This is a genomic window from Solwaraspora sp. WMMB762 (genome assembly GCF_049179115.1).
Classification (GTDB): Bacteria; Actinomycetota; Actinomycetes; order Mycobacteriales; family Micromonosporaceae; genus Micromonospora_E.
This window is the reverse complement of sequence record NZ_JBMHMD010000001.1, coordinates 2,101,042-2,126,973: the sequence shown is the minus strand read 5'-3', so window position 1 is coordinate 2,126,973 and position 25,932 is coordinate 2,101,042. Positions and strand designations below refer to the sequence as shown.

Here is a 25,932-nt window from a genome sequence, read left to right as displayed (position 1 = left end):
ATGCCGCAGATCAGCTCGGCGACGGGCTGGGGACCGACGGGTCGGGTGCCCGGGTGGTGTCGGGGCTCGGGTTCAGGGCCGGCAGTTGGAACGGGTTCCGCTCGGGACAGAACGGGTAGGTGTACTGCACGTTCGAGTCGCGCAAGATGATCCGGTCGCCCATACGCGAGAGGCTCTGCCCGACCCGCAGCTGTTCCAGGCCTGGCAACTCACACCAGTTCGGGGAGCCGAGGAGGATCGGCTCGCCGTTCTCGTCGAACAGCCGGGCGCCTTCCACCAGCTGTCCCTGACTGTCGTAGACATACACGTCCAGCGGAGCCGCTGTAGACGGTAACGGGGGAGCGAGGTAGGCCGCACCACCGTTCGACTCCAGAACGACGAGCGGACCTTCTGACCTTGATCCGAGGCCGAACAGGAAGTACGAGGCGAACCCAACGAGCGCCAGGGCGGTGGCGACAGTCACCACCAGCCGTGGCCGTCGGGTCGATCGTAGTCCCCGGCGGCCGAGCCAGACCGAGCCGGTCACGGCCACGGTGAGAAGTAGAAGCCCGGCCGGGACGCTGCCACCGGGGGTGGGCAGCGGCGAGGAGATCCCTCCGAAGAGCAGGTGGGTGAGGAGCATCGCGGCGAGGTAGCCGCGCAGCAGCCACCAGGCGGGGCGCAGCGACCGCAGGAACTCGCTGGCGGTGCCGTAGCCGAGGACCGGCCCGATCCGGCGGTCGATCCGGCCCAGCCGGTCGCGGGTGGCCTGCCAGGCGACGGCCGCCCGGTGGCCGACCCCCGGCGTCGCCGCCGGGGCGTCCAGTGCGGCACTGGTACGCAGTTCGGCGGCGTACTCCGTCGGGTCGCCGAGCCGGTCGACCAGCGTGCCGTCGCCTTCGGCGAGCACCTCGGCGAGGTGCTCGGGCAGATCCTCGAGCAGTTCGCCGCGGACCTGGTCCGGCAGGTCGGCCAGCGCGGACCGGACCTGCTCGACGTAGTGCGTGATCTCAGCCTGCGTCGCGGCGTTCACGCCGCCACCCCCCGATCGTCAAGTAGGTTGTCCATCGTCGTGGCGAAGCTGCGCCAGGTCTTGCCGGAGCGGGTCAACTGGTCACGCCCGGCGCCGTTGAGCGAGTAGTACTTGCGGTGCGGGCCCTCCTCGGACGGGACCACGTAGGTGGTGAGCAGACCGGCCTGGAACAGCCGGCGCAGCGTGCCGTACACCGAGGCGTCGCCGACCTCGGTCAGCCCGGCGGTGCGGAGCCGCCGCAGGATGTCGTAGCCGTAGCCGTCCTCGTGCTGCAGCACCGCGAGAACGGCCAGGTCGAGCACCCCTTTGAGAAGCTGGGTGGTATCCACGCTTCGCAGACTACTTCGCAGTGCGATATACCGTCAATCGCGGAGTACCGCGCGATTGACGGCCCGCGCACCCGGGGTGGGCCGCACCGGACCGAGTGGGACCGGGCCGGGCCGATAGGCTCGCGCGGGTGGAACTGACACACATTCCGGCCGGCCAGGCGGCCGGCCCGCGAACCGCCGTGGTCTGGTCCGTACTGCGTCACGAGCTGGATCGGCAGCCTGACCGCAGGCTCACCGTGGTCGACGTCGGCGGCGGCACCGGTGGCTTCGCGGTGCCGTTGGCCGAGGCCGGACACCAGGTGACCGTGGTCGACGCCAGCCCCGACGCGCTGGCCGCGCTCACCCGCCGGGCCGCCGACGCCGGGGTCGGTGACCGGATCACCGCCGCCCAGGGCGACGGCGACGCGCTCGGCGAGCTGATCGCGCCGGCCAGCGCCGATCTGGTGCTCTGCCACGCGGTGCTGGAGGTGGTCGACGAGCCGGCCCGGGTGGTGGAGTCGTTGGCCACGGTGCTGCGGCCGGGCGGGGCGGCCAGCGTACTGGTCGCCGGCCGCGCCGCAGCGGTGCTGGCCCGCGCGGTCAACGGGCATCTCGACCTCGCCGCCGCGCTGCTCGCCGACCCGCAGGGCGCCGCCGGCGCGCGGGACACGCTACGCCGCCGCTACGACGCCGACCGCGCCATCGATCTGCTCGCCGCCGCCGGGCTGCGGGTCGAGCAGATTCACGGGGTACGCGTGCTGTCCGACCTGCTGCCGGCGGCCGTCGCCGAGGGCGACCCGCAGGCCCTGCTCGCCCTGGAGCTCGCCGTCGCCGCCCAGCCGCCGTACCGGGACCTCGCCACCCAGCTGCACCTGTTCGCCCGGCGACCGCTGTGACAGCGCCGGAACCGCCGGCCGCGGAGCTGCTGCGCCCGGTGCGTCCGGAGTACGGCGCGGCCAGCCTCGCCGACGTGCTGCCCAGCGTGCTGGCGGTGCTCGGGGTGCCCGGCGCGAGTGACGTACTCGGCCTCGCCGGGCCGCTCGCCGGGGTGCGGCGCGTCGTGGTGCTGTTGGTCGACGGGCTCGGCTGGCACCAGTTGCCGGCCGCTGGCGAGCACGCCCCGACGCTGGCCGCGCTCGTCGCCGGCCGGTACGCGCGGCGGCTCACCACCGGCTTCCCGTCCACCACACCGACCAGTCTGGTCAGCTTCGGCACCGGTGCCGCGCCGGGGGCGCACGGTGTGCTCGGCTTCCGCAGTCTGGTGCCCGGCACCGACCGGGTGCTCAACCACGTCGACTGGCGGGACGACCCGGACCCGCACCGGTGGCAGCCGGTGCCGACCCAGCTGGAACGGGCGGCGGCCGCCGGGGTGACCGTCACCGTGGTCAGCCGGCCCGAGTTCGCCGGCAGCGGGCTGACGGTCGCCGCCAACCGGGGCGGCGCGTACCGGGGCGCGGCCGACGCCGACGCCCTCGCCGCCGGGCTGCTCGACGCGGTCACCGCCGGCGACGCTCCGGTGCTGGTCTCCGGCTACCACCCCGACCTGGACCGGCACGGCCACCTGTCCGGGGTCGGTTCCCCGCCCTGGCGGGCCGCCGCCGCCGACCTGGACCGGCTGCTGGACCGGGTGCTGGCCGGTCTGCCCCGGGACGCGGCGCTGCTGGTGACCGCCGACCACGGCCAGCTGAACGTGCCGGCCGACCCGCGACACCGGTTCGACCTGGACACCGACCCCCGGCTGCGGGCCGGCGTGCGGGTGGTCGCCGGGGAGCCCCGCGCCCGCTACCTGCACCCGGTGCCGGGTGCGGTGGGCGACGTCATCGCCGGGTGGCGGGCCGTCCTCGGCCCGGCGGCCCGGGTGGCCGAGCGGGACGAGTTGATCGCCGAAGGCTGGTTCGGCCCGGTGCCGTCGGATCATCTGGGCCGGATCGGTGACGTCGTGGTGATCTGTCGGGACCGGTCCGTCGTGGTGGCCACCACGACCGATCCGGTCGGCTCCGCGTTGGTCGGCTTCCACGGTGGAGTGACCGAGGTCGAGATGGCCGTTCCGCTGCTGATCGCCACCGGAGCGGGTCGCGAGTGATTTGCCCGGTTGAGTGTGCTATGAGAGTGAAACTCGCGGTGCGGTGGGCGAGAAAGATCGAGTTCCTGGTGTGACAAGGGCCGGGCAGCGGTGCACTGTCCGGTTGGGCGGCTACTCTGTTACCAGGTGATGACGTCCGCCGGACGGAAAATCAACCTAGGCGGTCCGTCGTCCGGCTTTCCGACCCGCGACCCCCCTCGTAGACTTGCGGGTAAGCAGCCGGTTGGCTGCCACGGTCTGTCGGTCCGACCGGGCTGACCAACGTGACCGGGGAGGAGTGCCGTGCCGCTCTCGGAGCACGAGCAGCGGCTGTTCGAGCAGATCGAGCGGTCGCTTGCCGAGGACCCCAAATTCGCCTCGGCCGTGCGCGCCAGCGACCCGCGTTTCCACGCGCGGCGTCGCCTGCTCGTCGCTGCCGGTGTGATCATCATTGGCCTTGCCCTGGTCGTTTACGGCACAGTGAGCAAAGTGCCGCTGCTCGGTGTGGCCGGCTTCGTGGTCATGCTCGGGGCAGCGGCGTTCGCCATGCAGTCCCAGCGCAAGTCGAACTCGCCCGATCTGCGGGTGGTCGGCGGGACCACGCGTCGGAAGACCCGCAGTGGGCGACGGTCATCGCTGATCGACCGGCTGGACGAGCGCTGGCGCCAGCGGCCGGAGGGCCACCGCTGACCTAGCCGGTGGGCATCAGCCGCCCGGTCCGGCGTGACCGGGCGGCCGCGTCGTGCCCACCTGCCGGCCCGCCACGCCGGGCAGCGGCGGTCGGCCACGGATCCCGTCGACTGACCGTGCTGCTTGACTGACCGCGTTGCGATCGAGCGTCTCGGCACGTGGGCGATTATGCCCGGTGCGCCGACCCGAGGTGGCGGTTTCGCGAAACCCCGGGACGGGTCAGCGCCCCGCCCGGTTGGCCAACAGCCGGCGCGGACTCAACCGCGCCGCCGCGTCGCGCCACCGGCCGACGACCGAGAACACCCGGCTGTACGCCTCGACGACCGCGTCCCGCCAGCGCAGCAGCACCGACAACGGCAGCAGCCGGGCCGCCAACCGGGTACGTCGACCCACCCCGGCCGCCAACGCCACCCGTACCCGCCCCAACGCCTCGACCAACGGCTCGCCCGGCACCGGCTGACGGGCGTACCGGGCCCGCTCCTCCGCCTGGCTGAGCAGCTGGACCGCGTCGGCCGCCGCACCGTGGACCGACTCCAGACCGGCCAGCCGCGCCGCCGTCGCCCGTGGCGTCTCCGACGGGTCGACCGGCATCCGCAGGTCGACCAGGGTGTCGACCAGTTCGCTCCAGACGGCGTGCGCGTGCTGCCGGGCGGCCCCGGCGTCGGCGCCGGTGACCGTCATCAGCGGAGCAGCACCGGCGGCGGCCCCGCTCCTGGCGGGGGAGTCGGTGTCCCGAGCGTCCGTCGGGTCGGTGCCCGCCCGGGTCACCGGAGCCCGGACACGGACCAGCCGCCGACGGCGTACCGTCGCGCGTCGGGCCGCCGGCAGGGCCGCCAGCACGAGCACCGCGACCACCCCGGCGAGGGTCCACCACGGCCAACGCGGACCGGCGGTGGAATCGGCGGCGGATCCGGCGCCCAGCGCACCCGGGTCGAGCTGGCCGGGCCCGGCCTCCGGCAGCGCCGTCGTCGACGGCGCGGCGGACGGGGCCGCGCTCGGTCCGGCGCTCGGGCCGGCGTCCGGCGGGGCGTCCACGTCCGGCGCCCACTCGGAGCGCACCGAGCCGGGGATGCTCGCCGCCGGGGTCGGGTCGAACGGCACCCAGCCGAGCCCGTCGAAGTAGACCTCGGTCCACGCGTGCAGGTTGAGGTTGGTCAGCGTGTACGTGTTCTCCAGCCGCCGGGAGCCGTTGGTGAAACCGAACGCCACCCGGGCCGGCACGTCCGCGGCGCGGACCAGCCACGCCATCGCGGCGGCGTACTGCTGGCAGAAACCGACCCTGTTGTCCAGGAAGTTGACGATGTCCTGGCTGGCCGTGCCGCCCTCGGTGGCCAGGCTGTAGGTGAAGCCGTTGTCCCGGGAGAAGTGCTCGTAGATGGCCAGCACGCGGTCGTAGTCGCTGCGCGCGCCGGCGGTCAGCTCCCCGACCAGCTCGGTCACCTGCGGCACCTGCGGCACCGCGGTGAACGCCTGCCGCAGGTCGTCGTCGGCCGGCAGCGGCTGGGACCGGCGCAGTGCCCCCGGGGTGTAGCTGGTGCGGACGTACTCGAATCCGTAGGTCATGTTGCGGGCCCGGGACCGACCGGAGAAGACGATCTGCGCGGTGCGGTCGTACGCCCAGCTGCCATCCACGTCGCGCATCTGCACCGGCACCGCGTAGGTCGGCAGCAGCGCCATGTTGAAGTTCCCGGTGACCTCGACGGTCGCCTCGTACGCCTGGTGGCTGACCCCGGTGTTGCGGATGTCCGGGTCGGTACGCGGGTCGGGCAGCGACCGGGCCGAGTCCGGCCGCCCGCGTGGCGGGCGACTGGCGAAACCGTCCTCGCGCAGCTCATCGGCGATGCCGATCCGCAGGTACGCCGGGGCCGGGTCGTTGGTCGTCACCCGGATCATCTCGGTGACCTCGCTCTGGTTGAGTTGGCCGCTCAACGCCGCGAACAGGTTCACCTGGCCGGGCCCGTTGCCCAGCCCGTTGCCGCCGGTCCCGCCGCCGCTGAGGTTGGTCAGCAGGCCCGAGGTCATGCCGGGGATGGTCAGCGGGATCAGCACCGCGACGACCACCCCGAGCACGGCGAGTCGCCGTCCGGCGGCGGCCAGCGGCGACGGCTCCCAGACGTCGACGTCCCGGCCGTCGCCGGTGAACCGGCGGCCGAACCGGCGGACCCGGTCGACGTTGTCGGCCATCAGCAGCCACAGGTAGCCGACCGCGCCGACCACGAACGGCACCGCCGGGACGCTGTCGACGTAGATCGCCACCGGCACCGAGTAGATCGCCAGCATCGGCAGGCCGGCCAGCGCCGGCCGGCGCAGGGTCACCGTGAGCACGTCGACGACGACCGCGACCGAACCGATCCCCAGCGCGGTGATGAACAGCAGCGCGTCGCCGTCGGGCACCGGTACGCCGTACGCGTGCACGTCCTGCGCCGACTGGGCCAGCAGCGCACCGAAGTGGCCGATCGTCGCCGGCGACGGCAGCACCGCGAGGAACTCGTCGCCGCTGGGGAACAGCCAGGTCAGGGCGAGGAACAGCGCGCCGATCATGGCCACCGGGTGCAGCCATCCGGGAGCCCGCAACGAGCGGACCAGCATCCCGGCGCCACCGATCATGGTCACGGTGATCGCGCACTGCACCAGCCAGGTCCAGTCCTGGAAGATGGTGGCCATCGGCGCGGCCGCCATCAGGGTGGCTGCCGCCGCGACCAGACCGAGGTGTCTGCGGGTGGTCAATTCACTCCTCCGGCTATCGTCTCGGCCAGCGCGGCCCGCCAGGCGAAGCCCTGGGAACCCCGGGCGAGCTGCGGCCACAGCGACGGCAACTGGTCACCGTGGTTCACGCCGATCACCCGCCAGCCGCTCTGCAGCAGCGACAGCGCGGCGGCACCGTGCGCCCGGTCGGCCTCGGCCCGCTCGTCCGGGCTCAGATTCATCCAGGTCGAGCTGTCGATCAGCAGGCCGACGCAGGTCGATCGGTTGCCCCGCAGCCCGGCCAGCAGCTCCGCCTCGGTCGGGGTGAGCGCCCCGAACAACGCCACCACCAGTGAACTGTCCGAGCGGCGGCGTACCTGATCGACCAGGGTGGCGATGTCGCTGCGCTGGCTGGCGGTGACGTCGGCCAGCCGGTCGAGCAGCAGTCCGTCCCCGTCGGCCTCGGTGGCGTCGGCGTCGATGCCGGTGTCGGTGACCAGCCGCAGCCGGTAGCCGTTCGACCGGAAGTGCACGGCGATGCTCGCCGCCGCCGCCACCGCCCACTCGAAGCTCGCCGTCGGGCCCTCGCCACGGTGCGCGTACGCCCGGGTGTCGAGCACCACGGTCGCCCGGGTCTCCCACGGCTGTTCTTCCCGGCGCACCATCAGTTCACCGGTGCGGGCGGTCGACTTCCAGTGCACCCGGCGCAGGTCGTCACCGCGGCGGTACTCGCGGGTGGCGGAGTCGTCGTCGCCGTGCACCGCCACCGACCGGGCCCGACTGTCCCCGGATCCGGCGTACTCGCCGGCGAGCTGGACCGACGGCAACGCGGTGACCTGCGGGATGACCGTGAGCCGGTCGACGCTGGGGAAGGCCCGGGTCAGCTCGCACAGGCCGAACGGGTCGGTGAGCCGGACCACCAGCGGGCCGACCTCGTAGCGGCCGCGGACCTCGGCCCGCACCGTGTACGCCACCGAACTGGCCTGCTGGGCACCGAGCCGTTCCAGCACCACCCGGGGCCGGCTGCCCAGCGCGTACGGCAGCCGGTCCTCCAGCAGCAGGGTGCCGGTGGGCAGCCGGGACAGGTTCTGCAGCCGCAGCACCACCCGGGCGTTGGAGCCGACCGGCACCCGGTGCGGCTCCAGCGAGCGGGTGCAGGCCAGCTTGTACCGGCTGCGGCCCACGTACAGGGCGGCCAGCAGCGGCAGGACGGCCAGCAGGATGGCGACCCGCAGCAGGTCCTTCTCGCCGAGGATCAGCGCCGAGACGACCGCCGCCGCACCGGCGGCCAGGAACGACCGGCCGCGGGTGGTCAGGCCGCGCAGCGCCGCCCGCATCGGTCACCGCCCTCGCGGCTCGAAGGGGACCGCCGCCACCGCGCCGTCCGCCGGGCCGAACTGGCGGCCGTCGTACGCCGCAGCGGCCGGCCGTTGCCGTTCGTGGGGCAACGGCATCCGGTGCACCAGCTCGGCGATGATCGCGTCGGTGGTCCGCCGGGCCAGCTGGGCCTCGGCGGTCGGGATCAGCCGGTGGGCCAGCACCGGAACGGCGAGCGCCTGCAGGTCGTCCGGGAGCACGTAGTCGCGGCCCTCCAGCGCGGCGACCGCGCGGGCGGTACGCAGCAGCTGCAGGGTCGACCGGGGCGAGGCGCCGAGCCGCAGCTCCGGGGACTCCCGGGTCGCGGTCACCAGGTCCACCGCGTACTGCTTGACCGGGTCGGCGACGTGCACCTCCCGGACGGTGGCGATCAACCGCCGTACCCCGGCCGCGTCGGAGACCGGCTGCAACTGGTGCACCGGGTCTGCCGCGCCGTGCCCGTCGAGCATGGCCAGCTCGGCGCTCGGGTCGGGGTAGCCCATCGCGATCCGGGCGGTGAACCGGTCCCGCTGCGCCTCCGGCAGCGGGTAGGTGCCCTCCATCTCGATCGGGTTCTGGGTGGCGATCACCATGAACGGCGTCCGCAGCTCGTAGGTGGTGCCGTCGACGGTGACCTGCCGCTCCTCCATGCATTCGAGCAGCGCGGCCTGAGTCTTCGGGGATGCCCGGTTGATCTCGTCGCCGACCACCAGGTTGGCGAAGACCGCGCCCGGCTTGAACTCGAAGTCGTGGTTGTCCTGGTTGTAGACGCTGACTCCGGTCACGTCGCTGGGCAGCAGGTCCGGGGTGAACTGGATCCGGCGTACGGAGCAGTCGATCGACCTGGCCAGCGTCTTGGCGAGTTTGGTCTTGCCGACTCCGGGAACGTCCTCGATCAGGAGGTGTCCCTCCGCGAGCAGGACGGCGAGTGCCAGCCGAACCGTGGCGGTCTTGCCCTCTATGACCTGCTCTATGTTGGCCACGATGGCGTCGGACACGGCGCGGAACTCGTCATGGGGCATCGGAGCACCCAGATCGTCCCAGCTGTCTTGGGTCACGATCCTCCTCCTCGTCGTACGGCGTCACGCGGGTCGGTCGGTCCGGCCGCCCGCCGTCGGTCAGGTGGGGGACCGTCGTCTCCCGCCGCAGGGACCCCACATGCCTCTCAGGCTATCCATCTTTCGCATGTCCGCCATCCACGGGATGGCGTGGTCTGCTCACCCGCCCATGCTCACCGTGGGCAACCCGGTCGTAGACGGACGGTCCGGGCACCGCGCGGGAGCGGGCAGGGCGGCACCCGCTCCCCACCGGGAGTACGGGCCGGTGACCGGTCCGGTTCAAGCGCCCGCCCGGACCACTTGCCCCGCCCCGACCGACACCACCCGCCGGGGTGAACCGCCGGGTGATCTGGTACGCCGGGCTTTTCCCGGGTAGTCGGCGACACCAGCGGTGACCAGGCCAGATCGTCGGGCCGGGTCGACCGGTACGTGCAACCGGAGGGAGCTGGATGTCCACAGCCGGCTACATCGTGACCGTCGTCGCCGTCTGGGTACTCTCCGGGATCGTAGCGGTGGCGGTGTTCATCACCCGGCACGGCCAACGCGCCTGGTACTGGTATCCGTTGGGCGCCATGCTCGGCCTGCTCTTCGTCCCGATCGCGGTGGAGCGCGGATCGCGACCGACGGGGCGGTTGGAGACCCATCCGGCTCCGGCCGGCTCCGGGTCGAGCACACCCCGTGCCGGGCCCCGGGTGCTGGTCGGCCTGGACGGCTCCGCCGACTCCGAGCACGCTCTACGTACGGCACACCGGGTGCTCGCCGGTCGCGTCGGCGAGCTGATCCTGACCACCGTGGTCGACGTCGCCGCGGTCGAGCGGGGCGAACGCACCGCCGAGGAGGCCGACCAGCTGGACCGGGCGCGGGACCTGCTCACCGACCGGGCGGCCCGGCTGCGCCACACCGCCGGGCAGCCGCTGCCGAGCAGCATCGAGATCGTCACCGGCCGGCCCGCCCGGGCCCTGCTGGACGTCGCGCAGGCTCGCGACGTGGACATGATCGTGGTCGGGCGGCGGGGCCGTGGACTGTCCAACCGGCTGCTCGGCAGCGTCGCCGACCAGGTGGTCCGGGACGCCACCCGGCCGGTGCTGCTGGCCGCCAGCGAGGACGGTTGAGGTGCGACCGGCGACCGTCGACCGGTGCCGGGCCGGTCCGTACGCCCGGATCACCGCCGCGCCGAGGGGTGCCCGTTGACGATGGTCGCGGTGCTGGCCCTGCTGACCGGGCTCGCCGCCGCCGTACCACTGCTCACCCGCTCGCTCGGCCGTGACACCGGCTATCCGCTCGCGGTCGGCTACCTGATCGGGTGCGGGCTGCTCGCCTCCCGGCTGCCGGTGGTGCTGGACAACGGCGCGGTCGCGGTCTCCGCGCGCTGGCTGCCGTCGCTGGACATCGCGTTCGCGTTGCGGCTCGACGGCCTGGCGATGGTCTTCGGGCTGCTGGTGCTCGGGGTCGGCGCGCTGATCATGATGTACTGCCCGCGCTACCTCGCCCCGCACCGCCCGTGCGCCGCGCTCTACACGCTGCTGACCCTGTTCACCGTGGCGATGCTCGGCCTGGTCTTCGCCGCCGACACCGTACTGCTGTTCCTGTTCTGGGAACTGACCACGGTCTGCTCGTTTTTCCTGATCGGTCTGGCCAGTCCGGCGGCGGCCCGCCCCGCCACCCGGGCGTTGCTGGTCACCGCCGGTGGCGGCCTGGCGCTGCTGGCAGCGGTCGTGGTGATGGTGGTCGAGCTGGGCACCAGTGATCTGACCACCATCCTGGCCTACCCTGACCGGCTACTCGGCTCACCGGTGGCCTGGGTGGTCGGCGGACTGCTGATCGTCGCGGCGTTCACCAAGTCCGCGCAGTTCCCGTTCCACTTCTGGCTGCCCAGCGCGATGGTGGCGATCACCCCGGTCAGCGCCTACCTGCACGCCGCGACGATGGTCAAGGCCGGGATCTACCTGCTGATCCGGTTCTCGCCGATCTACGCCGACCAGGCCGCCTGGACCATCGTGCTGGTCCTCGGCGGGCTCGGCACCGCGGTCACGGGTGCGTTCCTCGCGCTGCGCCAGCACGACCTGAAGGCCATGCTGGCCTACTCGACGGTCAGCCAGCTCGGGCTGCTCGTCGGGGTGATCGGGGTCGGCACCCCGGCGGCGCTGGCCGCGGCGGTGCTGCACACCGTCGCCCACGCGTTGTTCAAGGCCACCCTGTTCATGCTCGTCGGCATCATCGACCGGGAAGCCGGCAGCCGGGACATCCGACAGCTTTCCGGCCTGCGCCACGTGATGCCGGTGACCGCCACCCTGACCGGCCTGGCCGCGATGTCGATGGCCGGCCTGCCGCCGCTGCTCGGCTTCGTCAGCAAGGAAGCGATCTTCGACGCGCTGATCAAGACCGGCGTCGACCCGTGGCTCAGCCCGTCGGCCGAGGTGCTGGCCGTGTCGGCGTCGGCCCTCACCTTCGCGTACGGCGCCCGGATCGTCTACAAGACCTTCGCCGGACCACCGCGGCAGCCGGATCTGTACGAGCCGGCGTGGACGTTTCTCACCCCGGCGGCGATCGCCGCGCTGCTGAGCCTGCTGCTCGGCCCGGCAGCGGCACTGCTCGGCCCGTTGATCTATCAGGCGACCGAGGACGCGTCCCCCGGCGGAGACCCGCCGTACGTGGCGTTCTGGCACGGCTTCACCCCGGCGCTGGCGCTGTCGGCGCTCACCGCGCTGTCAGGTACGGCCCTGTTCGTCGCCCGCGGCCGGGTCGACCGGCTGGTGCAGACGATCCGGCTGCCACCCGCCGGGGCGGTCACCTTCGACCGCTGCTACGGCGCGCTGCTGCGACTGGGCGGTATCGTCGGCCGGCCGACCCGCTACGACTCGCCGGCCGCCCATCTGTTCCGGCCGGTACTGCTGCTGGTGCTGCTCGGGGCGGCCGGCAGCACCGCGCTGGGGTCGATGCCGCCCTGGCCGGCCGCTGGCGCGGCGACCGGCGACTGGCCGCTGCTGGTGCTGCTGGCGGTGGCCCTGGCCGGGCTCGTGCTGGCCAGGTCGGCGCTCGCGGCGGTCGGGCTGCTGAGCCTGGTCGGGCTGATGGTCGCCACCTGGTTCCTGCTCGCCGGCGCGCCGGACGTGGCGTTGACCCTGATGCTCGTCGAGGTATTGACCGCGGTCGTCGCGATGCTCGTCCTGCGCCGGCTGCCGGCCCGGCTGCCGGGCGCCGGCCGCCAGCCGGTCAGCTTCTTCGCCGCCGCGCTGGCCGTCGCCGCCGGTGCCGTCGCGGTGGCCGCGACGGTCGGGCTGACCGGTCGCCGTGAGCTCTCCGCCCCCGGCGGGTACTTTCTGCAAACTGCGGAACCGGCGACCGGGGGCGCCAACGTGGTCAACGTGATCCTGGTCGAGTTCCGGGCGTTCGACACCCTCGGCGAGGCGACCGTCCTCGTCGCCGTGGCGCTCGGGCTGGTCGGGCTGTTCCGCACCACCGGCCGCGACGGCGCCACCGAGCCGGGCGGCGCCGGCGGACGCGGCCGCGCCGGCGGTCCGGCCGTACCGGATCCAGTGTTGCAGTTCGCGTACCGACTGCTCACTCCGGTGATGCTGGTGGTGTCGGGGTGGCTGTTCCTGCGCGGCCACGACGAGCCCGGCGGCGGCTTCGTCGCCGCGCTGGTGGCCGGGATCGCGGCCGGGCTCGGCCAACTGGCGTACGCCGGCCGCCCACCGACGGCGCCCGGCCGGCTGCGGCCCCGGCCGCTGCTCGCCGCAGGGCTGCTGACCTGTCTCGGGATCGGCCTGTCCGCGCTGCTGGCCGGTGAGCCGTTCCTGACGCCGTCGCCCGGACTGAAACTGTCGGTGCTCGGCTTCTCGGTGTCGCCGGTGACCTTCTTCGACCTCGGCGTCTATCTGATGGTGCTGGGTCTGATCACGGCGGCGGTACGGCGGCTCGGCGCGTCCGTCCCGTCCGACACAGCGGTCCCGTCCGACACACCGGTCCCGACCGCCGAGGCGGAGGTGCGGGCACCGTGACCGTCGCGTTGGTGATCGGCCTGTTTACCGCGGCCGGCGTCTATCTGATCCTGCACCGCGGCCTGATCCGGGTCGTGATCGGCTTCGTCCTGCTCGGCCACGCGGTCAACATCCTGCTGCTCGCCTCGGGCGGGCTGTGGCGCCGGCAGCCGCCGTTCGGCGACGTCGACCCGGCGACGACGGCCGATCCACTTCCCCAGGCCTTCGCGCTCACCGCCATCGTGATCACCTTCGGCATCACGATCTTCCTGCTCGCGCTCGCGGTGGTCGACCGGCCGAGACCGGGCCGACCCGACCTTGAGCTGGGCGAGGCCGGCCCGGACGGCAGGGACGGTCCGGACGGCGCGGCGGGACCTCAGCCGGAACCCGGCCCGGAGCCGGTGTTGACCGAGCCGCGGTCGATGTCCGACCAGGTCGCCGAATACGGTCGGACGGCGGCCGGCGGCGACACCGGGGAGCTGCCCCGATGAACACGCCGCTGCCGCTGGTCGGTCCGATCGTGCTGCCGCTGGTCGTGGCCGGGTTGCTGCTGGCCGTGCCGCGTCGGTTGACACTGCATCGGATCGGCTGGCTGGGTACCGGCGTGGCGGTGCTCGCCCAGGGCGGCACGCTGCTGGTCGCGACCAGCCGAGGTGAGGTGCTGACCGAGCGGATCGGTGGCTGGCCGGCCGGCTTCGCGATCACCCTGGCGGCGGACACCTTCAGCGCGCTGATGGTCACGGTCGTGGCGCTGGTCGTGCTGCTGTGCGGGGTCTTCGCCATCGGATCCGGTGACGACCGACGACCGTACCTGGTCCCGCTGGCGCTGATGACGAGCGCCGGAGCGTTCGGAGCGTTTCTGACCGCCGACCTGTTCAACCTGTTCGTGCTGATCGAGGTCATGCTGGTGCCCTCGTACGTGCTGCTGACCGCCGGCGCAGGCCGGGAGCGGACGGCCGCCGGGCGGATCTACGTGACCGTCAATCTGCTCGCGTCCACGATCCTGCTGGCCGGAGTGGGGTTGGTCTACGCCGTCGCCGGCACCGTCGATTTCGGCGAACTGGCCGGGGCGGCCGGCCGCGACGGCGCGCTGGCCCTGGCCGGCACGGTGGTGCTGCTCGCCCTGGCGGTGAAAGCCGCGGTGGTGCCGGTGCACGGCTGGCTGCCCCGCAGCTATCCGTACGCGCCACCGGTGGTCACCGCGCTGTTCTCCGGCATCCTCACCAAGGTCGGCGGGTACGCCATCGTCCGGATCGTGGCGGTGGTCTACGACGGCGCGGTCGACTACCGGTGGGTGATCGGGCTGGCGGCCGTCGTGACCATGGTGATCGGCGTCCTTGGTGCGCTCGGCGAAACCACGATGCGTTCGGTGCTCGCGTTCCACATGGTCAGCCAGATCGGCTACCTGCTGATCGGGCTGGTGGTGTTCAGCCCGGCCGCACTCACCGCGGCGATCTTCTTCCTGGTGCAGTACATCCTGGTCAAGGCAGCGCTGTTCCTCTGCGCCGGGGCGGTGGTAGTCGGCTACGGCACCGATCGGCTGGACCGGCTCGGCGGGCTGGCCACGGCGCACCGGCTGCTCGCCCTGGCCTTCATCGGCGCGGGGCTGTCGCTGGCCGGGATGCCGCCGTTCTCCGGATTCCTGGCCAAGTTCCTGCTGCTGCGGGCTGCGGTCGCCGACGGCAACTATCTGATTTTCGCGGTCGCGGTGCTGGTCAGCCTCGGCACACTCATCTCGATGATCAAGATCTGGGATCTGGCGTTCTGGGGCGAACCCGCGCCCGCACCCGCGGACCCGGCCGGCCACCCGCCCGCCCGTACCACCGACGACGTACCGCCGCGGATCGCCACCTGGCTGACCGGTCCGGCGGTGCTGCTCGCGGCCCTCACCTTGCTGCTGGGACCGGCCGCGCAGCCCCTGCTCGGCCTGGCGGCGACCGCCGCCGACGGATTGATCGACCCGAGTGCCTACGTGGAGGCGGTGACCGGCAGATGACCAGACGACCGCGACGGACGGAAGAGACCAGTACCGGCCGGGGCGCCGGCGGTGGCCGGGCCGGCGGGCCACCCCGGTGGCCGGTCCGGGCACTGCTGCACTGGCCGGTCCGGACGCTGCGCCGGGCCGGGCGGGTGCTGAGCTTCGTCGGGTACTTCACCGGTCGCCTGGTGGTGGCGAACGTCGTCGTCGCCCGGGAGATCGTCACGCCGGGCAGCGGGCTGTCGCCGGGGATCGTCGAGTTCCCGCTGCGGACCCGGACCAGCACCGAGATGGTGTTGATGGCGCTGGCCGTCGGGCTGACCCCGGGCACGCTCACCGTGGCGGTCCAGCCGCAACCGCCGACCCTGTTCGTGCACGGCATGCACGCCGAGGACCCGCAGCGGTTCCGCGCCGAACTCGCCCGGCTGCAGGACCACCTGCTGCCCGCCGCCCGCCCGGCCGACCGGGCTGGCCCGGCGGACCGGGACGACCCGGCCGACCAGCCGGAGGGAGCGCGCCGGTGACCGGACTCGACCTCGTCCTCGCCGTCCTGGCCCTGGCGATGGCGACGGCGATCACCCGTCTGGTGATCGGCCCGACCGACGCCGACCGCGCCGCCGCCGTCGACTTCGGCTTCTTCGTCTTCATCGCCGGGGTGGCGGTCCTCGCCGCCCGGCTGCGGATCGCCGAACTGCTCGACATCGTGCTGACCGCGACCCTGGTCGGGTTCCTCGCCACGGTCGCGCTCGCCCGCCTGGTGCATCGGAGGAGCCGGTGAACGGCTGGAACGTGCTCGCCGGGGTACTACTCGGTGCGGGCACCCTGCTGATCGGGATCACCGGGCTCGGCATGCTACGGCTGCCCGACGTCTACAACCGGATGAACGCGGTGGCGAAGGCGGCCAGCCTGGGCTTGGTGCTCATCCTGCTCGGCGTGCTGACCCTGCTGCCCAGCCCACGGACTGCGGCGGTGGTGACCCTGGCCGTACTGCTGCAGGTGGTCACCGCGCCGGTCGGCGGGTATGCGCTGGCCCGGGCGGCCTACCTGTCCGGTGCGCCGATGAGCCCGCAGAGCAGGTTCGACGCCCTCGCCGAGCAGGGCGAGACACGGCCGGGCGCGGTGCCGGAGGGATCGGGGGAGGCCAGCCGACCGTAGCCGTCGCCGTCGCCGCGGGCGGCGGTGCGGGCGGCGGTGAGGGCGGTCCACCTGGTTCTCCGACCCGGAGTACACTGGCGCCATGGCCGGCGCCTTCCTGCTCCTTCTCCGGCCGTGCTGACCCACCAGGCCGCCTGACCGGCGCAGCGGCCGTCCGGCGGCGGCAGCACGGCGACCCCTCCTGTGGAGGGGTTTTTTCATGCCCACGACCAACACATCACAGCCCACAACCGACCCTGAGGTGGCGACCGACGATGAGCGAGGCAGTCGAGACCGCGGCGGACACCCCACCGTTCCGGTACACCGCCGCGATGGCCGGCGAGATCGAGCGACGGTGGCAGCAGCGGTGGGAACGTGACGGCACGTTCCACGCGCCCAACCCGGTCGGCCCGCTGGCCGACCCGGCCCACCCGCGCGCCGACGCCGAGAAGCTCTTCCTGCTGGACATGTTCCCGTACCCGTCCGGCGCGGGCCTGCACGTCGGCCACCCGCTGGGCTTCATCGGCACCGACTGCTACGGCCGCTACCAGCGGATGGCCGGCCGCAACGTGCTGCACGCGATGGGCTTCGACGCCTTCGGCCTGCCCGCCGAGCAGTACGCGGTGCAGACCGGCCAGCACCCGCGGACCACCACCGAGGCCAACATCGAACGGTACCGGGCCCAGCTGCGGATGCTGGGGCTGGCCCACGACGACCGGCGGTCGGTGGCCACCACCGACGTGGAGTTCTACCGCTGGACCCAGTGGATCTTCCTGCAGGTCTTCAACTCGTGGTACGACACCGAGGCCGGCAAGGCCCGGCCGGTCAGTGAACTGATCGCCGGGTACGAGTCGGGTCGGCGCGCCACCCCGGACGGGCGTGCCTGGTCCGAGCTGACCGACCGGGAACGCCGCGAGCTGGTCGACGCGCACCGGCTGGCGTACGTCTCCGAGGCGCCGGTCAACTGGTGCCCCGGTCTGGGCACCGTGCTGGCCAACGAGGAGGTCACCGCCGACGGCCGGTCCGAGCGGGGCAACTTCCCGGTCTTCAAGCGCAACCTGCGGCAGTGGATGATGCGGATCACCACCTACGCCGACCGGCTGCTGACCGACCTGGACCTGCTGGACTGGCCCGAGCCGATCAAGCTGATGCAGCGCAACTGGATCGGCCGGTCCACCGGCGCGCACATCACCTTCCCGACCGACGCCGCCCCGATCGAGGTCTTCACCACCCGACCGGACACCGTCTTTGGCGCCACCTACATGGTGCTGGCCCCCGAGCATGCCCTGGTCGACGAGCTGGTGCCGGCCGCCTGGCCGGCGGGCACCCGGCCGGCGTGGACCGGCGGGCACGCCACGCCGGCCGAGGCGGTCGAGGCGTACCGCAAGCAGGCGGCCGGCCGCACCGACGCCGAGCGGCAGGCCGAGACCCGCGACAAGTCCGGCGTCTTCGTCGGCGCGTACGCCACCAACCCGGTCAACGGCGCCCGGCTGCCGATCTTCATCGCCGACTACGTGCTGGCCGGCTACGGCACCGGGGCGATCATGGCGGTGCCGGCGCAGGACGAGCGGGACTGGGACTTCGCCGAGGTGTTCGACCTGCCGATCGTGCGGACCGTGACGCCGCCGGAGGACTTCACCGGCAAGGCGTACACCGGCGACGGACCGGCGATGAACAGCGATTTCCTGAACGGCCTGGGCGTGACCGAGGCCAAGGAACGGATCATCGCCTGGCTGGAGGCGGGCGGCCACGGCCGGGGCGCGGTTACCTACCGGCTGCGGGACTGGCTGTTCAGCCGGCAGCGCTACTGGGGCGAGCCGTTCCCGATCGTCTACGACGAAACCGGGCTGCCGATCCCGCTGCCGGAGGAGATGCTGCCGCTGGAGCTGCCCGAGATCGACGACTTCTCGCCGCGTACCTTCGACCCCGACGACGCCGGGTCCGACCCGGAGACCCCACTGTCGCGGGCCACCGACTGGGTCGAGGTGGAGCTGGACCTGACCGGGGTGCCGGGTGCGCCGGCCGGCCGGCGTCGCTACCGCCGGGAGACCAACACGATGCCGCAGTGGGCCGGCTCCTGCTGGTACGAGCTGCGCTACGCCGACCCGGCCAACAGCGACGCCTTCGTCGACCCGGCCAACGAGCGGTACTGGATGGGTCCGGCGTCGTCGGCCGACTGCGGCGGTGTCGACCTGTATGTCGGCGGGGTCGAGCACGCCGTGCTGCACCTGCTGTACGCGCGGTTCTGGCACAAGGTGCTGTTCGACCTGGGGCACGTGTCCAGCGTCGAGCCGTTCCGCCGGCTGTTCAACCAGGGCTACATCCAGGCGTACGCGTACACCGACGGGCGCGGCGCGTACGTCGACGCGGCGGCGGTGACCGAGCGCGACGGCGGCTGGTTCCACGGCGACGTCGCGGTCAACCGCGAGTACGGCAAGATGGGCAAGAGCCTGCGCAACGTGGTCACCCCGGACGAGATGTGCGAGGCGTACGGCGCCGACACGTTCCGGGTGTACGAGATGTCGATGGGCCCGCTGGAGGTGTCCCGCCCCTGGGAGACCCGGGCGGTGGTCGGCTCGTACCGGTTCCTGCAACGGGTCTGGCGGGCCCTGGTCGACGAGCACTCCGGGGCGTCCCGGGTGACCGACGACCCGGCCGGCGACGAGCTGCGCCGGCTGACCCACCGGGTGATCGACGGCGTCCGGTCGGACATGGACGGGCTGCGGTTCAACACCGCGATCGCCAAGCTGATCGAGCTGACCAACGCGTTGACCCGGCTGCCGGCCACCCCCCGCGAGGTGGCCGAACCGCTGGTGCTGATGCTGGCCCCGTTCGCCCCGCACGTCGCCGAGGAGCTGTGGCAGCGGCTCGGTCACACCGGCTCGCTGACCTACGCCGACTTCCCGGCGGCCGACCCGGCGCTGCTGCGGGCCGCGTCGGTGACCTACCCGGTGCAGGTGGCCGGCAAGGTGCGGGGCCGCGTCGAGGTGCCGGCCGAGGCCGCCGAGGACGAGGTACGGGCCGCCGCGCTGGCCGCCGTCGCCGAGCACCTGGCCGGCCGTACGCCGCGCAAGGTGATCGTGGTCCCGGGCCGGATGGTCAGCGTGGTCCCGTGACCCGCAGCGCCGCGCGGTCCGCCCGGACCGCGCGGCGCCAGCGCAGCAGCAGGACGACGGTGGCCGCCGCGCCCAGCCCGGCGGGCGCGGCGGCCAGCCAGTTGACCTCACCGGGGGCGACCACCGCCGCGCCGATCACCGCGTAGCCGACCGCGGTCGGTGCCGACGCCAGCACACTGCCGATCAGGAACGGGGCCAGCCGGGCACCGGTGGTGCCGTAGCCGTAGCTGACCATGCCGAACCCGCTGATCGGCAGCAGCCGGACCATGACCACGCCCAGCACGCTCTGGGTGGCGAACCAGCGGTCCAGCCGGGCCAGCCGCAACCGGATCCGGTCGGTCCGCCCGGCCAGGCCGCCCGGCGGTGCCGCCATCGAGGTCCGGCTGACGACGTACTCCCGGCCGAGCCACCGTCCGACACCGAAGCCGATCAGCGCCGCCAGCGCGGCCGCGGCGAGGCTGTAGCCGGCACCCGCCACCGGGCCGAACAGCGCTCCCCAGGTCAGGGTGATGAACGTGCGGGGGACCAGCACGGTCAGCAGCAGCGCGCCGCCGACCACGGCCAGCACCGGCCCGGCCGCTCCGAGCCGGTCGGGCAGCCCGGTCAGGGCCGCCAGATCGGGCCGGGGGACCAGCAGCACCAGCAGGGCGCAGCCACCGATCAGCGTGAGCAGGGCCGCGAACCGGGCCACCGCCGGCTCGCGCAGTGCCCGGCCCAGCCGCCTCACGTGCGGATCGCGGCCATCCGTTCGGCCCGCAGCCGGTCGGCCCACAGGTCGTTGAGCGGTGGCAGGCTGGCCGCGCCGATCGCCCAGCGCAGCAGCAGATCGGCCAACGAGGGGTTGCGGGCCAGCGCCGGGCCGTGCGCGTAGGTGCCGAGGATGTTGCCCCGCCAGGCGCCCTCGCTGGTCCCGTCGTTGCCGACCCCGGCGGTGACCCGGGCCAGCGGCGAGACGCCGTTGCCGAGATGGGTGCGCCCGCCGTGGTTCTCGAAACCGCTCAGCGGCGGTACGCCGAGCCGCGGGTCGATGTCGCCGGCGAGTTCGCCGACCGCCCGGCTCGGTCCCCGGTCGGAGTACAGGTCCAGCAGCTCCAGACCGGTGCACTGGGTGCCCTTGGCGAAGAACGAGGTGCCCAGCAACTGGTAGCCGGCGCACACCGCGAAGATCACCGAACCCTGGCCGACCGCGCGGTGCAGCCCGGTGTCGGCCCGTAGCCGCTGGGCGGCCAGCGCCTGCGGGCCGTCCTCGCCGCCGCCGATCAGGTAGATGTCGGCCGACTGCGGCACCGGCTGGTCGGAACGGATCTCGGTGAGCTCCACCGGGATGCCGCGCTGCTGGGCCCGCCGGGCCAGGATCAGCAGGTTGCCCCGGTCGCCGTAGGTGGACAGCAGGTCAGGGTAGATCCAGACCAGGCGGAGCACGCTTGGGCCGCCGATCGACGGGCCGATGGCCGGGAACGACTCAGTTGACACGGTCCAGCTCCGCTCGGATGTCCTGGAATGCGGTGTAGTTCGCGATGACCTCCAGCCGGCCGGGCGGCACCGAGGAGATCGCCGCGTTGAGCGACGGGACGTGCAGGAACGGCACGTCGTTGACCTCCAGCCGGACGGCGAGGTCGAAGGCGCGGTCCCCGGTGATCAGCACCTGACGGCCGCGCAACGGCGAGAAGTCGACGTCGAACAGCCAGGAGGTGTCCAACCCGTCGGGGTCGCGGGCGTTGATCGACAGCAGCGTCGGTGCCTGTTCGGCCATGTCGAACGCCTCCAGCCAACTGGCCGGGTTCTTGGCCAGCAGCAGCCGGATGGTCCGCCCGTTGCGGACCACCTGCGCGTACCGGCCGGCCACCGAGGTGACCACCGCCAGCCGGGACACCGCGTCCACCGGGCGTACGCCGAACTCGGCGGCCACCGCCAGCGCGGTGGCGGCGTTGCCGATGTTGACCTGGCCGGGCAGCTGCAGCGTCACCTTGTGCCAGGCGCCGGTCGGGTCGATGACGCCGTCCTCGTCGACCACCCACTCCGGCTCGGGCCGGCGCAGCGGGCAGCCGGCACACCACCACTGGTCGTCGGAGCGTTCGATCGCCGAGCCGCATTCCGGGCAGACCCAGGAGTCGTCGTGCCACCGCTGCCCGGCGCTGAACCAGGAGACCGCGCCGGCGGTCGCGGCCGCCCACACCACCATCGGGTCGTCGGCGTTGGCCACCACCTTGACCTCGGGGTGCTCGGCCAGCGCCACCTGCCACAGCTGGGCCATCATCGCCACCTCCTTGGCTCGGTCCAGCTGGTCGCGGGAGAGGTTGAGCAGGGCGACCACCCGGGGACTGGTGGCCTCCAGCACCTGAGCCAGGTAGTGTTCGTCCACTTCGAGCACCGCGTACGGCGTGGTGCCCGCCTTGGCCAGCGCGGAGGTGTGTCCGGTAGGCATGTTCGCGCCGTACGAGTTCGTCGCGACCCGGCCGAGCACGCCGACCGCCGCCGCGGCGAGCCGGGTGGTGGTGGTCTTGCCGTTGGTGCCGGAGACCAGCGCGACGGCCCGCCCGGCGGCGAGATGCGCCAGCAGCTCCGGATCGATCTTGAGGCCGATCCAACCGCCGATCACCGACCCGTCGCCCCGTCCGGCGGCCCGCGACAGCGCCGCGGCGGTGCGCGACACCGAGCTGGCCACCTTCGCCCGCAAGGGCATTTTCGCGTCCGTCACCCGAGCGAGGTTACCGGACCCTGTCCGGTGCCGATCGCCGCACGGACGCGTTGGTACGGTCGACGACCGATGAGTAGCTCAATGGTCGCTACCGCGCTGCGGGCGTTGGCCGAGCTGGCGCCCGCCGCACCCGAGCGGATGTTGGACGTGACCCGGGGTGGCCAGCCGCTGCTCTGGCTCGCCGATCCGGACCGGCACCAGCGTGATGCCGCCACCGACCGGTTGGCCGCGGTCGACCTGTTGCACCGCGACGAGCGGATCCTGCGACGCGGCCTGGGTCTGGTCGTCGGCACCGTCGAACGGGACGGGGTCCGCCGCCGGGTCCGGCTGCCGTTGCTGTCCGAACCGGTCCGGTTGGAGCGTGCGCTGCGTGGCTACCGGGTGGTGTCGGCCGGGGAGTTGGAGCTGACCTCCCTGGTCACGGATCGCGCCGCGGCGGCGAACCTGGAATCGGTGCCGGGTCTGGGCGGGCCGGGTTGGCTGACGGCGACCGGGACGCAGGCATGGCTGCGGACCGCCGCCGCGGCCGCCGGGCTGCCGTTGACCGAGGTACGGCCGGCACCGACCGGTCGGCGGCCCCGGCTGCCGGCGAGCGGGCTGACCGGCTATCTGGCCGCGGTGCTGTTCACCGTCCGGGATGTCTACGGGGTGGCGCTCGCCGACGGACTACGGGCCTGGGCCGGCCGGGACCTGACCGGCACCGCGCTGGCGGCGGTCTACCAGCCGACACCGACCGGCGCTGACGGCGCTGGCGGCGAGACAGTGGCGGGGGACGCCGCCACGCCCGGCGCCCGGTTCGACGCCGCCGCGGTCGAGTCGCCGTTGCCGCTGACCGCCGCCCAGTCGGACGTGGTCCGGCGGGTCCGGCGGGAACGGCTCACCGTCGTGTCCGGTCCGCCGGGCAACGGCAAGAGCCACGCCGTGGTGGCTGCGGCCCTGGACACGGTCGATCGGGGCGGCAGCGTCCTGGTGGTGACCCAGTCGCCGCATGCCGCAGACGTACTGGTTGATCTCCTGGCCCGCTACCGGGGGCCGACACCGGTGCTGTTCGGCGACGCCCGACGACGGGCGGAGGTCGCCGCCACTCTCGCCGCCGGTGCCGGTTCGGGGGTCCCGGCGGTGCGGGTGTCCGCCGCGGAGGACGCGGTGGCGGTGGCCCGCCGCCGGGTTGCTCGGGAGACCGGACTGATCCGGCTCGCCCTGGAGACCGAGCGGCTGGCCGCCGCCGCGACCGGGTGGGAGCCACTGCTCGGTGCGCTGTCACTGACCGCACCGGGCGCGTTCGTACCCGGGGCCGACCTGTCCGGTGCCACGCGTGCGGTCGGGCTGGCGCGTACCCCGGGTGGCGGGAACTGGTGGACGAGGTGGCGTCGGCGGGCCGCCCGTCGCTGGCTGCGGCGTCGGCTCGGTGTCGCCGTCGACCTCGCCGGGGACACCGACGGTGCGCTGGACCAGGTCGCCGATGCGGTCGAGGCGGCCCGGGCGGTGGCGGCTCGGGCTCGGCTCGCCGCTGCGGGCGGCACTGATCTGGCGGCGTACTGGGACCGGCTCGATGAGGCCGACCGGGAGCTCGCCGAACGGGTCGCGACCGCGATGCGGGACCGCGCCGGCAGCGAGCGTCGATGGGATCCGCCGGCCCGGCGTAACGCCGGGGCGTTGGCGAGCGCGTTGCGGGCGGGGCGCAACCGGCGCCGCGAGCTGCTGACCGCCTTGGACGGTCCGGCCCTGGTCCGGGCGTTGCCGTTGTGGATCGGCACGGTGACCGACGTAGCCGAGCTGTTGCCGCCGTCGCCCGGTCTGTTCGACCTGGTCATCCTCGACGAGGCCTCGCACAGCGACCAGATCCGGGCTGCCCCGGCGCTGGCCCGGGCCCGGCGGGCGCTGGTCGTCGGTGACCCACGGCAGTTGCGCTTCGTTTCCTTCGTCGCGGACGTGGACGTGGCCGACACGCTCGACCGACACGGTCTGGACGACCGGCTCGACGTCCGCCGGGTCAGCGCCTTCGATCTCGCCGCTGCCAGCGCACCGGTAACCTGGCTCGACGAGCACTTCCGCTGCGTACCGCAGCTGATCGAGTTCTCGGCCCGGCGGTTCTACGCCGACCGGTTCGCGGTCACCACCCGCCACCCGGCGAACGAGTCGATCGACGTGATCGCGGTGCGACAGGTGGTGTCGGCGACCACCGTGGACGGGGTGAATCAGGCGGAGGTGACCGCCACCGTCGAAGTGGTGCGGGAACTCGCCACTTCCGGCCAGTCGCAGATCAGCGTGGTCACTCCGTTCCGCGCACAGGCCGACGCGCTGGAGGCGGCACTGGTCGCGGAGTTTCCGGTGGAGCGGATCGAGGAGCTGGGGCTGCGGGTCGGCACTGTGCACGCGATCCAGGGCGGCGAGGCCGAGACGGTGGTGGCGTCGTTCGCGGTGACCGACGACGATCCGCCGGCCAGGTTACGTTTCCTGGCCGATCCGCACCTGTTCAACGTCCTGATCACGCGGGCGCGGCGGCAGTTGGTGGTGGTGACCTCGCTGACCGCCGCCGACGGCCTGGTGGGAGAGTTTCTGCGGTACGCGCGCCAACCGCCGCCTGCGGTGCCGTCCGGGGGCGTGGTGACCACCGCCGGGGTCAGCGGTTGGACTGAACAGCTCGGTGCCCGGCTGACCGAGATCGGCGGCGCGGTGCGGTTCGACTACCCGGTCGGACGGTGGACGGTGGACATCTGTCTCGGTGTCGGCGCCGACGCCGTCGGTCTCAACTGCGTAGTCCATCCGGACGGTCCGCAAGCGCACCTGGCGCGGCAGCGGGCGTTGCGCCGGGCCGGTTGGGCGTTGGTCGACGCTTTCGCCTCCCGCTGGAACGGTGATCCGGTGCGGGCGGCGCTGGAGATCCTCGCCGGGTAGCGGGCCGCCATCGGGAGCGGGCAGCCGCTGCCGCCGTCGCTGCGGGCGGTGTCGGTGTCCGCGCCGGACGGGAGCCGGACGGGAGAGAACGATGTCGCGCTGTCGGAAAGCGGACCGGCGCCCGCCCGCCCTCCACTCGGCACCACCCCCGCTGACGTGCGGTTTTGTCGGTGAATTGGGCGTGTTTCGGTCGCGATTCTGGTTGCAGGTGGAGGGAAGTGGAGTAGAGTGGGGCGCGATGGCGGGGCCGGGAGGGCCCGCCGGCCCCGGGGGATGCGGCACCGCGAATGCCGTACAAGGGCAAGGGGGGTTGGGCCGTGTTTCTCGGCACCCATACTCCGCGCCTGGACGAAAAGGGCCGGTTGATCCTTCCAGCCAAGTTTCGGGACGAGCTGGCGGGAGGTGTCGTGATCACCAAGGGACAGGAACGCTGTCTGTACGTGTTCCCGACGCCGGAGTTCCAGCGGATCGCCGAGCAGTTGCGCGAGCAACCGATGACGCACAAGGCGGCGCGGGCCTACAGTCGGGTCTTCTTCGCCAGTGCGCATGACGAGGTGCCCGACAAGCAGGGCCGGGTGACGATCCCGGCGCATCTGCGGGAGTACGCCGGGCTCGGCCGCGACCTCGTGGTGATCGGGGCGAGCAGCCGGGTGGAGATCTGGGACAAGCAGGCATGGGAGACATACCTCTCCGATAGCGAGGACGACTTCGCGGACATCGAAGAGGGGGTGCTGCCCGGCGGACTGTAGGGCAACGGATGATCGACCGCCCGGCTTTTCGTCGGGTGTCGGTGGCTGACGCGAGAGCCGCCGGTCGGCACCGGTCGTCCGACGTACTGCGAGATCTCCAGCCGCTCCCGCACCTGGCGCCACTTCCCCGGCGCCAGGCGCGTGTTTCGAGCACCGGTCCGGCACGGGCGGTGGGCGGGAGTAGAGCGGATGGGGATCTGGCGGTACG

The 25,932-nt window shown here is 73.1% G+C and carries 21 protein-coding genes; 13 read left to right on the top strand and 8 right to left on the bottom strand.

The window, feature by feature from the left end; all coding sequences use genetic code 11:
* Nucleotides 1–10: 10 nt before the first annotated feature.
* Entirely contained in the window at nt 11–1,012 is a 1,002-nt protein-coding gene (locus ACN27J_RS09365) for an HAAS signaling domain-containing protein (RefSeq protein ID WP_421365176.1), read from the bottom strand.
* The gene (locus ACN27J_RS09360) at nt 1,009–1,341 is read right to left on the bottom strand and encodes a PadR family transcriptional regulator (protein ID WP_123602621.1); all 333 of its coding nucleotides are present in this window, start codon (nt 1,339–1,341) and stop codon (nt 1,009–1,011) included. Before ACN27J_RS09360 ends, ACN27J_RS09365 begins: the two co-directional genes overlap by 4 nt.
* A gap of 128 nt (nt 1,342–1,469) precedes the next feature.
* Between ACN27J_RS09360 and ACN27J_RS09355 the strand changes: the two genes are divergently transcribed.
* The 3 genes from ACN27J_RS09355 to ACN27J_RS09345 all read left to right on the top strand — a co-directional run bounded on the left by ACN27J_RS09355 (nt 1,470) and on the right by ACN27J_RS09345 (nt 4,072).
* Entirely contained in the window at nt 1,470–2,216 is a 747-nt protein-coding gene (locus ACN27J_RS09355; RefSeq protein ID WP_421365174.1) for a methyltransferase domain-containing protein, read from the top strand.
* Nucleotides 2,213–3,403, top strand: a complete 1,191-nt coding sequence (locus tag ACN27J_RS09350) for an alkaline phosphatase family protein (RefSeq protein ID WP_421365171.1) — start codon at nt 2,213–2,215, stop codon at nt 3,401–3,403. Before ACN27J_RS09355 ends, ACN27J_RS09350 begins: the two co-directional genes overlap by 4 nt.
* A 282-nt stretch (nt 3,404–3,685) precedes the next feature.
* A complete protein-coding gene (locus ACN27J_RS09345; protein ID WP_123602618.1) occupies nt 3,686–4,072 on the top strand; it encodes a DUF3040 domain-containing protein in 387 nt (128 codons plus the stop codon).
* 219 nt (nt 4,073–4,291) lie between these two features.
* Here the strand turns inward: ACN27J_RS09345 and ACN27J_RS09340 are convergent, their stop codons facing one another.
* The 3 genes from ACN27J_RS09340 to ACN27J_RS09330 are packed head-to-tail and all read right to left on the bottom strand — an operon-like array spanning nt 4,292 to nt 9,171.
* Entirely contained in the window at nt 4,292–6,799 is a 2,508-nt protein-coding gene (locus tag ACN27J_RS09340) for a transglutaminase TgpA family protein (RefSeq protein ID WP_421365168.1), read from the bottom strand.
* A complete protein-coding gene (locus ACN27J_RS09335) occupies nt 6,796–8,094 on the bottom strand; it encodes a DUF58 domain-containing protein (protein WP_421365167.1) in 1,299 nt (432 codons plus the stop codon). Before ACN27J_RS09335 ends, ACN27J_RS09340 begins: the two co-directional genes overlap by 4 nt.
* A gap of 3 nt (nt 8,095–8,097) precedes the next feature.
* The gene (locus ACN27J_RS09330) at nt 8,098–9,171 is read right to left on the bottom strand and encodes an AAA family ATPase (RefSeq protein WP_123602615.1); all 1,074 of its coding nucleotides are present in this window, start codon (nt 9,169–9,171) and stop codon (nt 8,098–8,100) included.
* Nucleotides 9,172–9,620: 449 nt separating this feature from the next.
* On the opposite strand from ACN27J_RS09330, the gene ACN27J_RS09325 reads away from it, so the two are divergent.
* The 8 genes from ACN27J_RS09325 to leuS all read left to right on the top strand — a co-directional run bounded on the left by ACN27J_RS09325 (nt 9,621) and on the right by leuS (nt 19,379).
* Nucleotides 9,621–10,283: a universal stress protein gene (locus ACN27J_RS09325; RefSeq protein ID WP_421365165.1), complete on the top strand. Its 663-nt coding sequence runs from the start codon at nt 9,621–9,623 to the stop codon at nt 10,281–10,283.
* A gap of 75 nt (nt 10,284–10,358) precedes the next feature.
* Nucleotides 10,359–13,172: a hydrogen gas-evolving membrane-bound hydrogenase subunit E gene (gene mbhE / locus ACN27J_RS09320; RefSeq protein ID WP_421372171.1), complete on the top strand. Its 2,814-nt coding sequence runs from the start codon at nt 10,359–10,361 to the stop codon at nt 13,170–13,172.
* Entirely contained in the window at nt 13,169–13,642 is a 474-nt protein-coding gene (locus ACN27J_RS09315) for a sodium:proton antiporter (RefSeq protein WP_421365162.1), read from the top strand. The genes mbhE and ACN27J_RS09315 overlap by 4 nt, the downstream gene beginning before the upstream one ends.
* A complete protein-coding gene (locus tag ACN27J_RS09310; RefSeq protein WP_421365159.1) occupies nt 13,639–15,147 on the top strand; it encodes a monovalent cation/H+ antiporter subunit D family protein in 1,509 nt (502 codons plus the stop codon). Before ACN27J_RS09315 ends, ACN27J_RS09310 begins: the two co-directional genes overlap by 4 nt.
* Before the next feature lie 92 nt (nt 15,148–15,239).
* Entirely contained in the window at nt 15,240–15,653 is a 414-nt protein-coding gene (locus ACN27J_RS09305; RefSeq protein WP_421372170.1) for a Na+/H+ antiporter subunit E, read from the top strand.
* A 38-nt stretch (nt 15,654–15,691) separates the two neighbouring features.
* The gene (locus ACN27J_RS09300) at nt 15,692–15,907 is read left to right on the top strand and encodes a monovalent cation/H+ antiporter complex subunit F (RefSeq protein ID WP_421372169.1); all 216 of its coding nucleotides are present in this window, start codon (nt 15,692–15,694) and stop codon (nt 15,905–15,907) included.
* A complete protein-coding gene (mnhG, locus tag ACN27J_RS09295) occupies nt 15,904–16,284 on the top strand; it encodes a monovalent cation/H(+) antiporter subunit G (protein ID WP_421365157.1) in 381 nt (126 codons plus the stop codon). Before ACN27J_RS09300 ends, mnhG begins: the two co-directional genes overlap by 4 nt.
* Nucleotides 16,285–16,538: 254 nt before the next feature.
* A complete protein-coding gene (gene leuS, locus ACN27J_RS09290; RefSeq protein WP_421365156.1) occupies nt 16,539–19,379 on the top strand; it encodes a leucine--tRNA ligase in 2,841 nt (946 codons plus the stop codon).
* Here the strand turns inward: leuS and ACN27J_RS09285 are convergent.
* Genes ACN27J_RS09285 through ACN27J_RS09275 form a run of 3 tightly spaced genes read right to left on the bottom strand, consistent with a single transcriptional unit; the run spans nt 19,363 to nt 22,062 of the window.
* Nucleotides 19,363–20,106 (bottom strand): TVP38/TMEM64 family protein, encoded by a 744-nt coding sequence (locus tag ACN27J_RS09285; RefSeq protein WP_421365154.1) that lies wholly within the window; start codon nt 20,104–20,106, stop codon nt 19,363–19,365. The two genes, leuS and ACN27J_RS09285, sit on opposite strands and share 17 nt — an antisense overlap.
* Nucleotides 20,103–20,801: a type 1 glutamine amidotransferase gene (locus ACN27J_RS09280; protein ID WP_421372168.1), complete on the bottom strand. Its 699-nt coding sequence runs from the start codon at nt 20,799–20,801 to the stop codon at nt 20,103–20,105. The genes ACN27J_RS09285 and ACN27J_RS09280 overlap by 4 nt, the downstream gene beginning before the upstream one ends.
* A 40-nt stretch (nt 20,802–20,841) precedes the next feature.
* Nucleotides 20,842–22,062, bottom strand: coding sequence for a Mur ligase family protein (locus ACN27J_RS09275; protein ID WP_278174557.1), 1,221 nt, complete (start codon nt 22,060–22,062; stop codon nt 20,842–20,844).
* A gap of 84 nt (nt 22,063–22,146) precedes the next feature.
* Here ACN27J_RS09275 and ACN27J_RS09270 point away from each other — a divergent pair, with 84 nt between their 5' ends.
* Nucleotides 22,147–24,975, top strand: a complete 2,829-nt coding sequence (locus ACN27J_RS09270) for a DEAD/DEAH box helicase (RefSeq protein ID WP_421365153.1) — start codon at nt 22,147–22,149, stop codon at nt 24,973–24,975.
* Nucleotides 24,976–25,292: 317 nt separating this feature from the next.
* The gene (mraZ, locus tag ACN27J_RS09265; protein WP_123602607.1) at nt 25,293–25,724 is read left to right on the top strand and encodes a division/cell wall cluster transcriptional repressor MraZ; all 432 of its coding nucleotides are present in this window, start codon (nt 25,293–25,295) and stop codon (nt 25,722–25,724) included.
* The last annotated feature ends 208 nt before the right edge of the window (nt 25,725–25,932 follow it).

What these genes read in the sequence shown, in the direction of transcription:
- ACN27J_RS09335 (WP_421365167.1), bottom strand. Translation starts at nt 8,094, where the DNA reads ATGCGGGCGGCGCTGCGCGGCCTGACCACCCGCGGCCGGTCGTTCCTG.
- ACN27J_RS09325 (WP_421365165.1), top strand. Translation starts at nt 9,621, where the DNA reads ATGTCCACAGCCGGCTACATCGTGACCGTCGTCGCCGTCTGGGTACTC.
- ACN27J_RS09310 (WP_421365159.1), top strand. Translation starts at nt 13,639, where the DNA reads ATGAACACGCCGCTGCCGCTGGTCGGTCCGATCGTGCTGCCGCTGGTC.
- ACN27J_RS09300 (WP_421372169.1), top strand. Translation starts at nt 15,692, where the DNA reads ATGGCGACGGCGATCACCCGTCTGGTGATCGGCCCGACCGACGCCGAC.
- leuS (WP_421365156.1), top strand. Translation starts at nt 16,539, where the DNA reads ATGAGCGAGGCAGTCGAGACCGCGGCGGACACCCCACCGTTCCGGTAC.
- ACN27J_RS09275 (WP_278174557.1), bottom strand. Translation starts at nt 22,062, where the DNA reads ATGCCCTTGCGGGCGAAGGTGGCCAGCTCGGTGTCGCGCACCGCCGCG.
- ACN27J_RS09270 (WP_421365153.1), top strand. Translation starts at nt 22,147, where the DNA reads ATGAGTAGCTCAATGGTCGCTACCGCGCTGCGGGCGTTGGCCGAGCTG.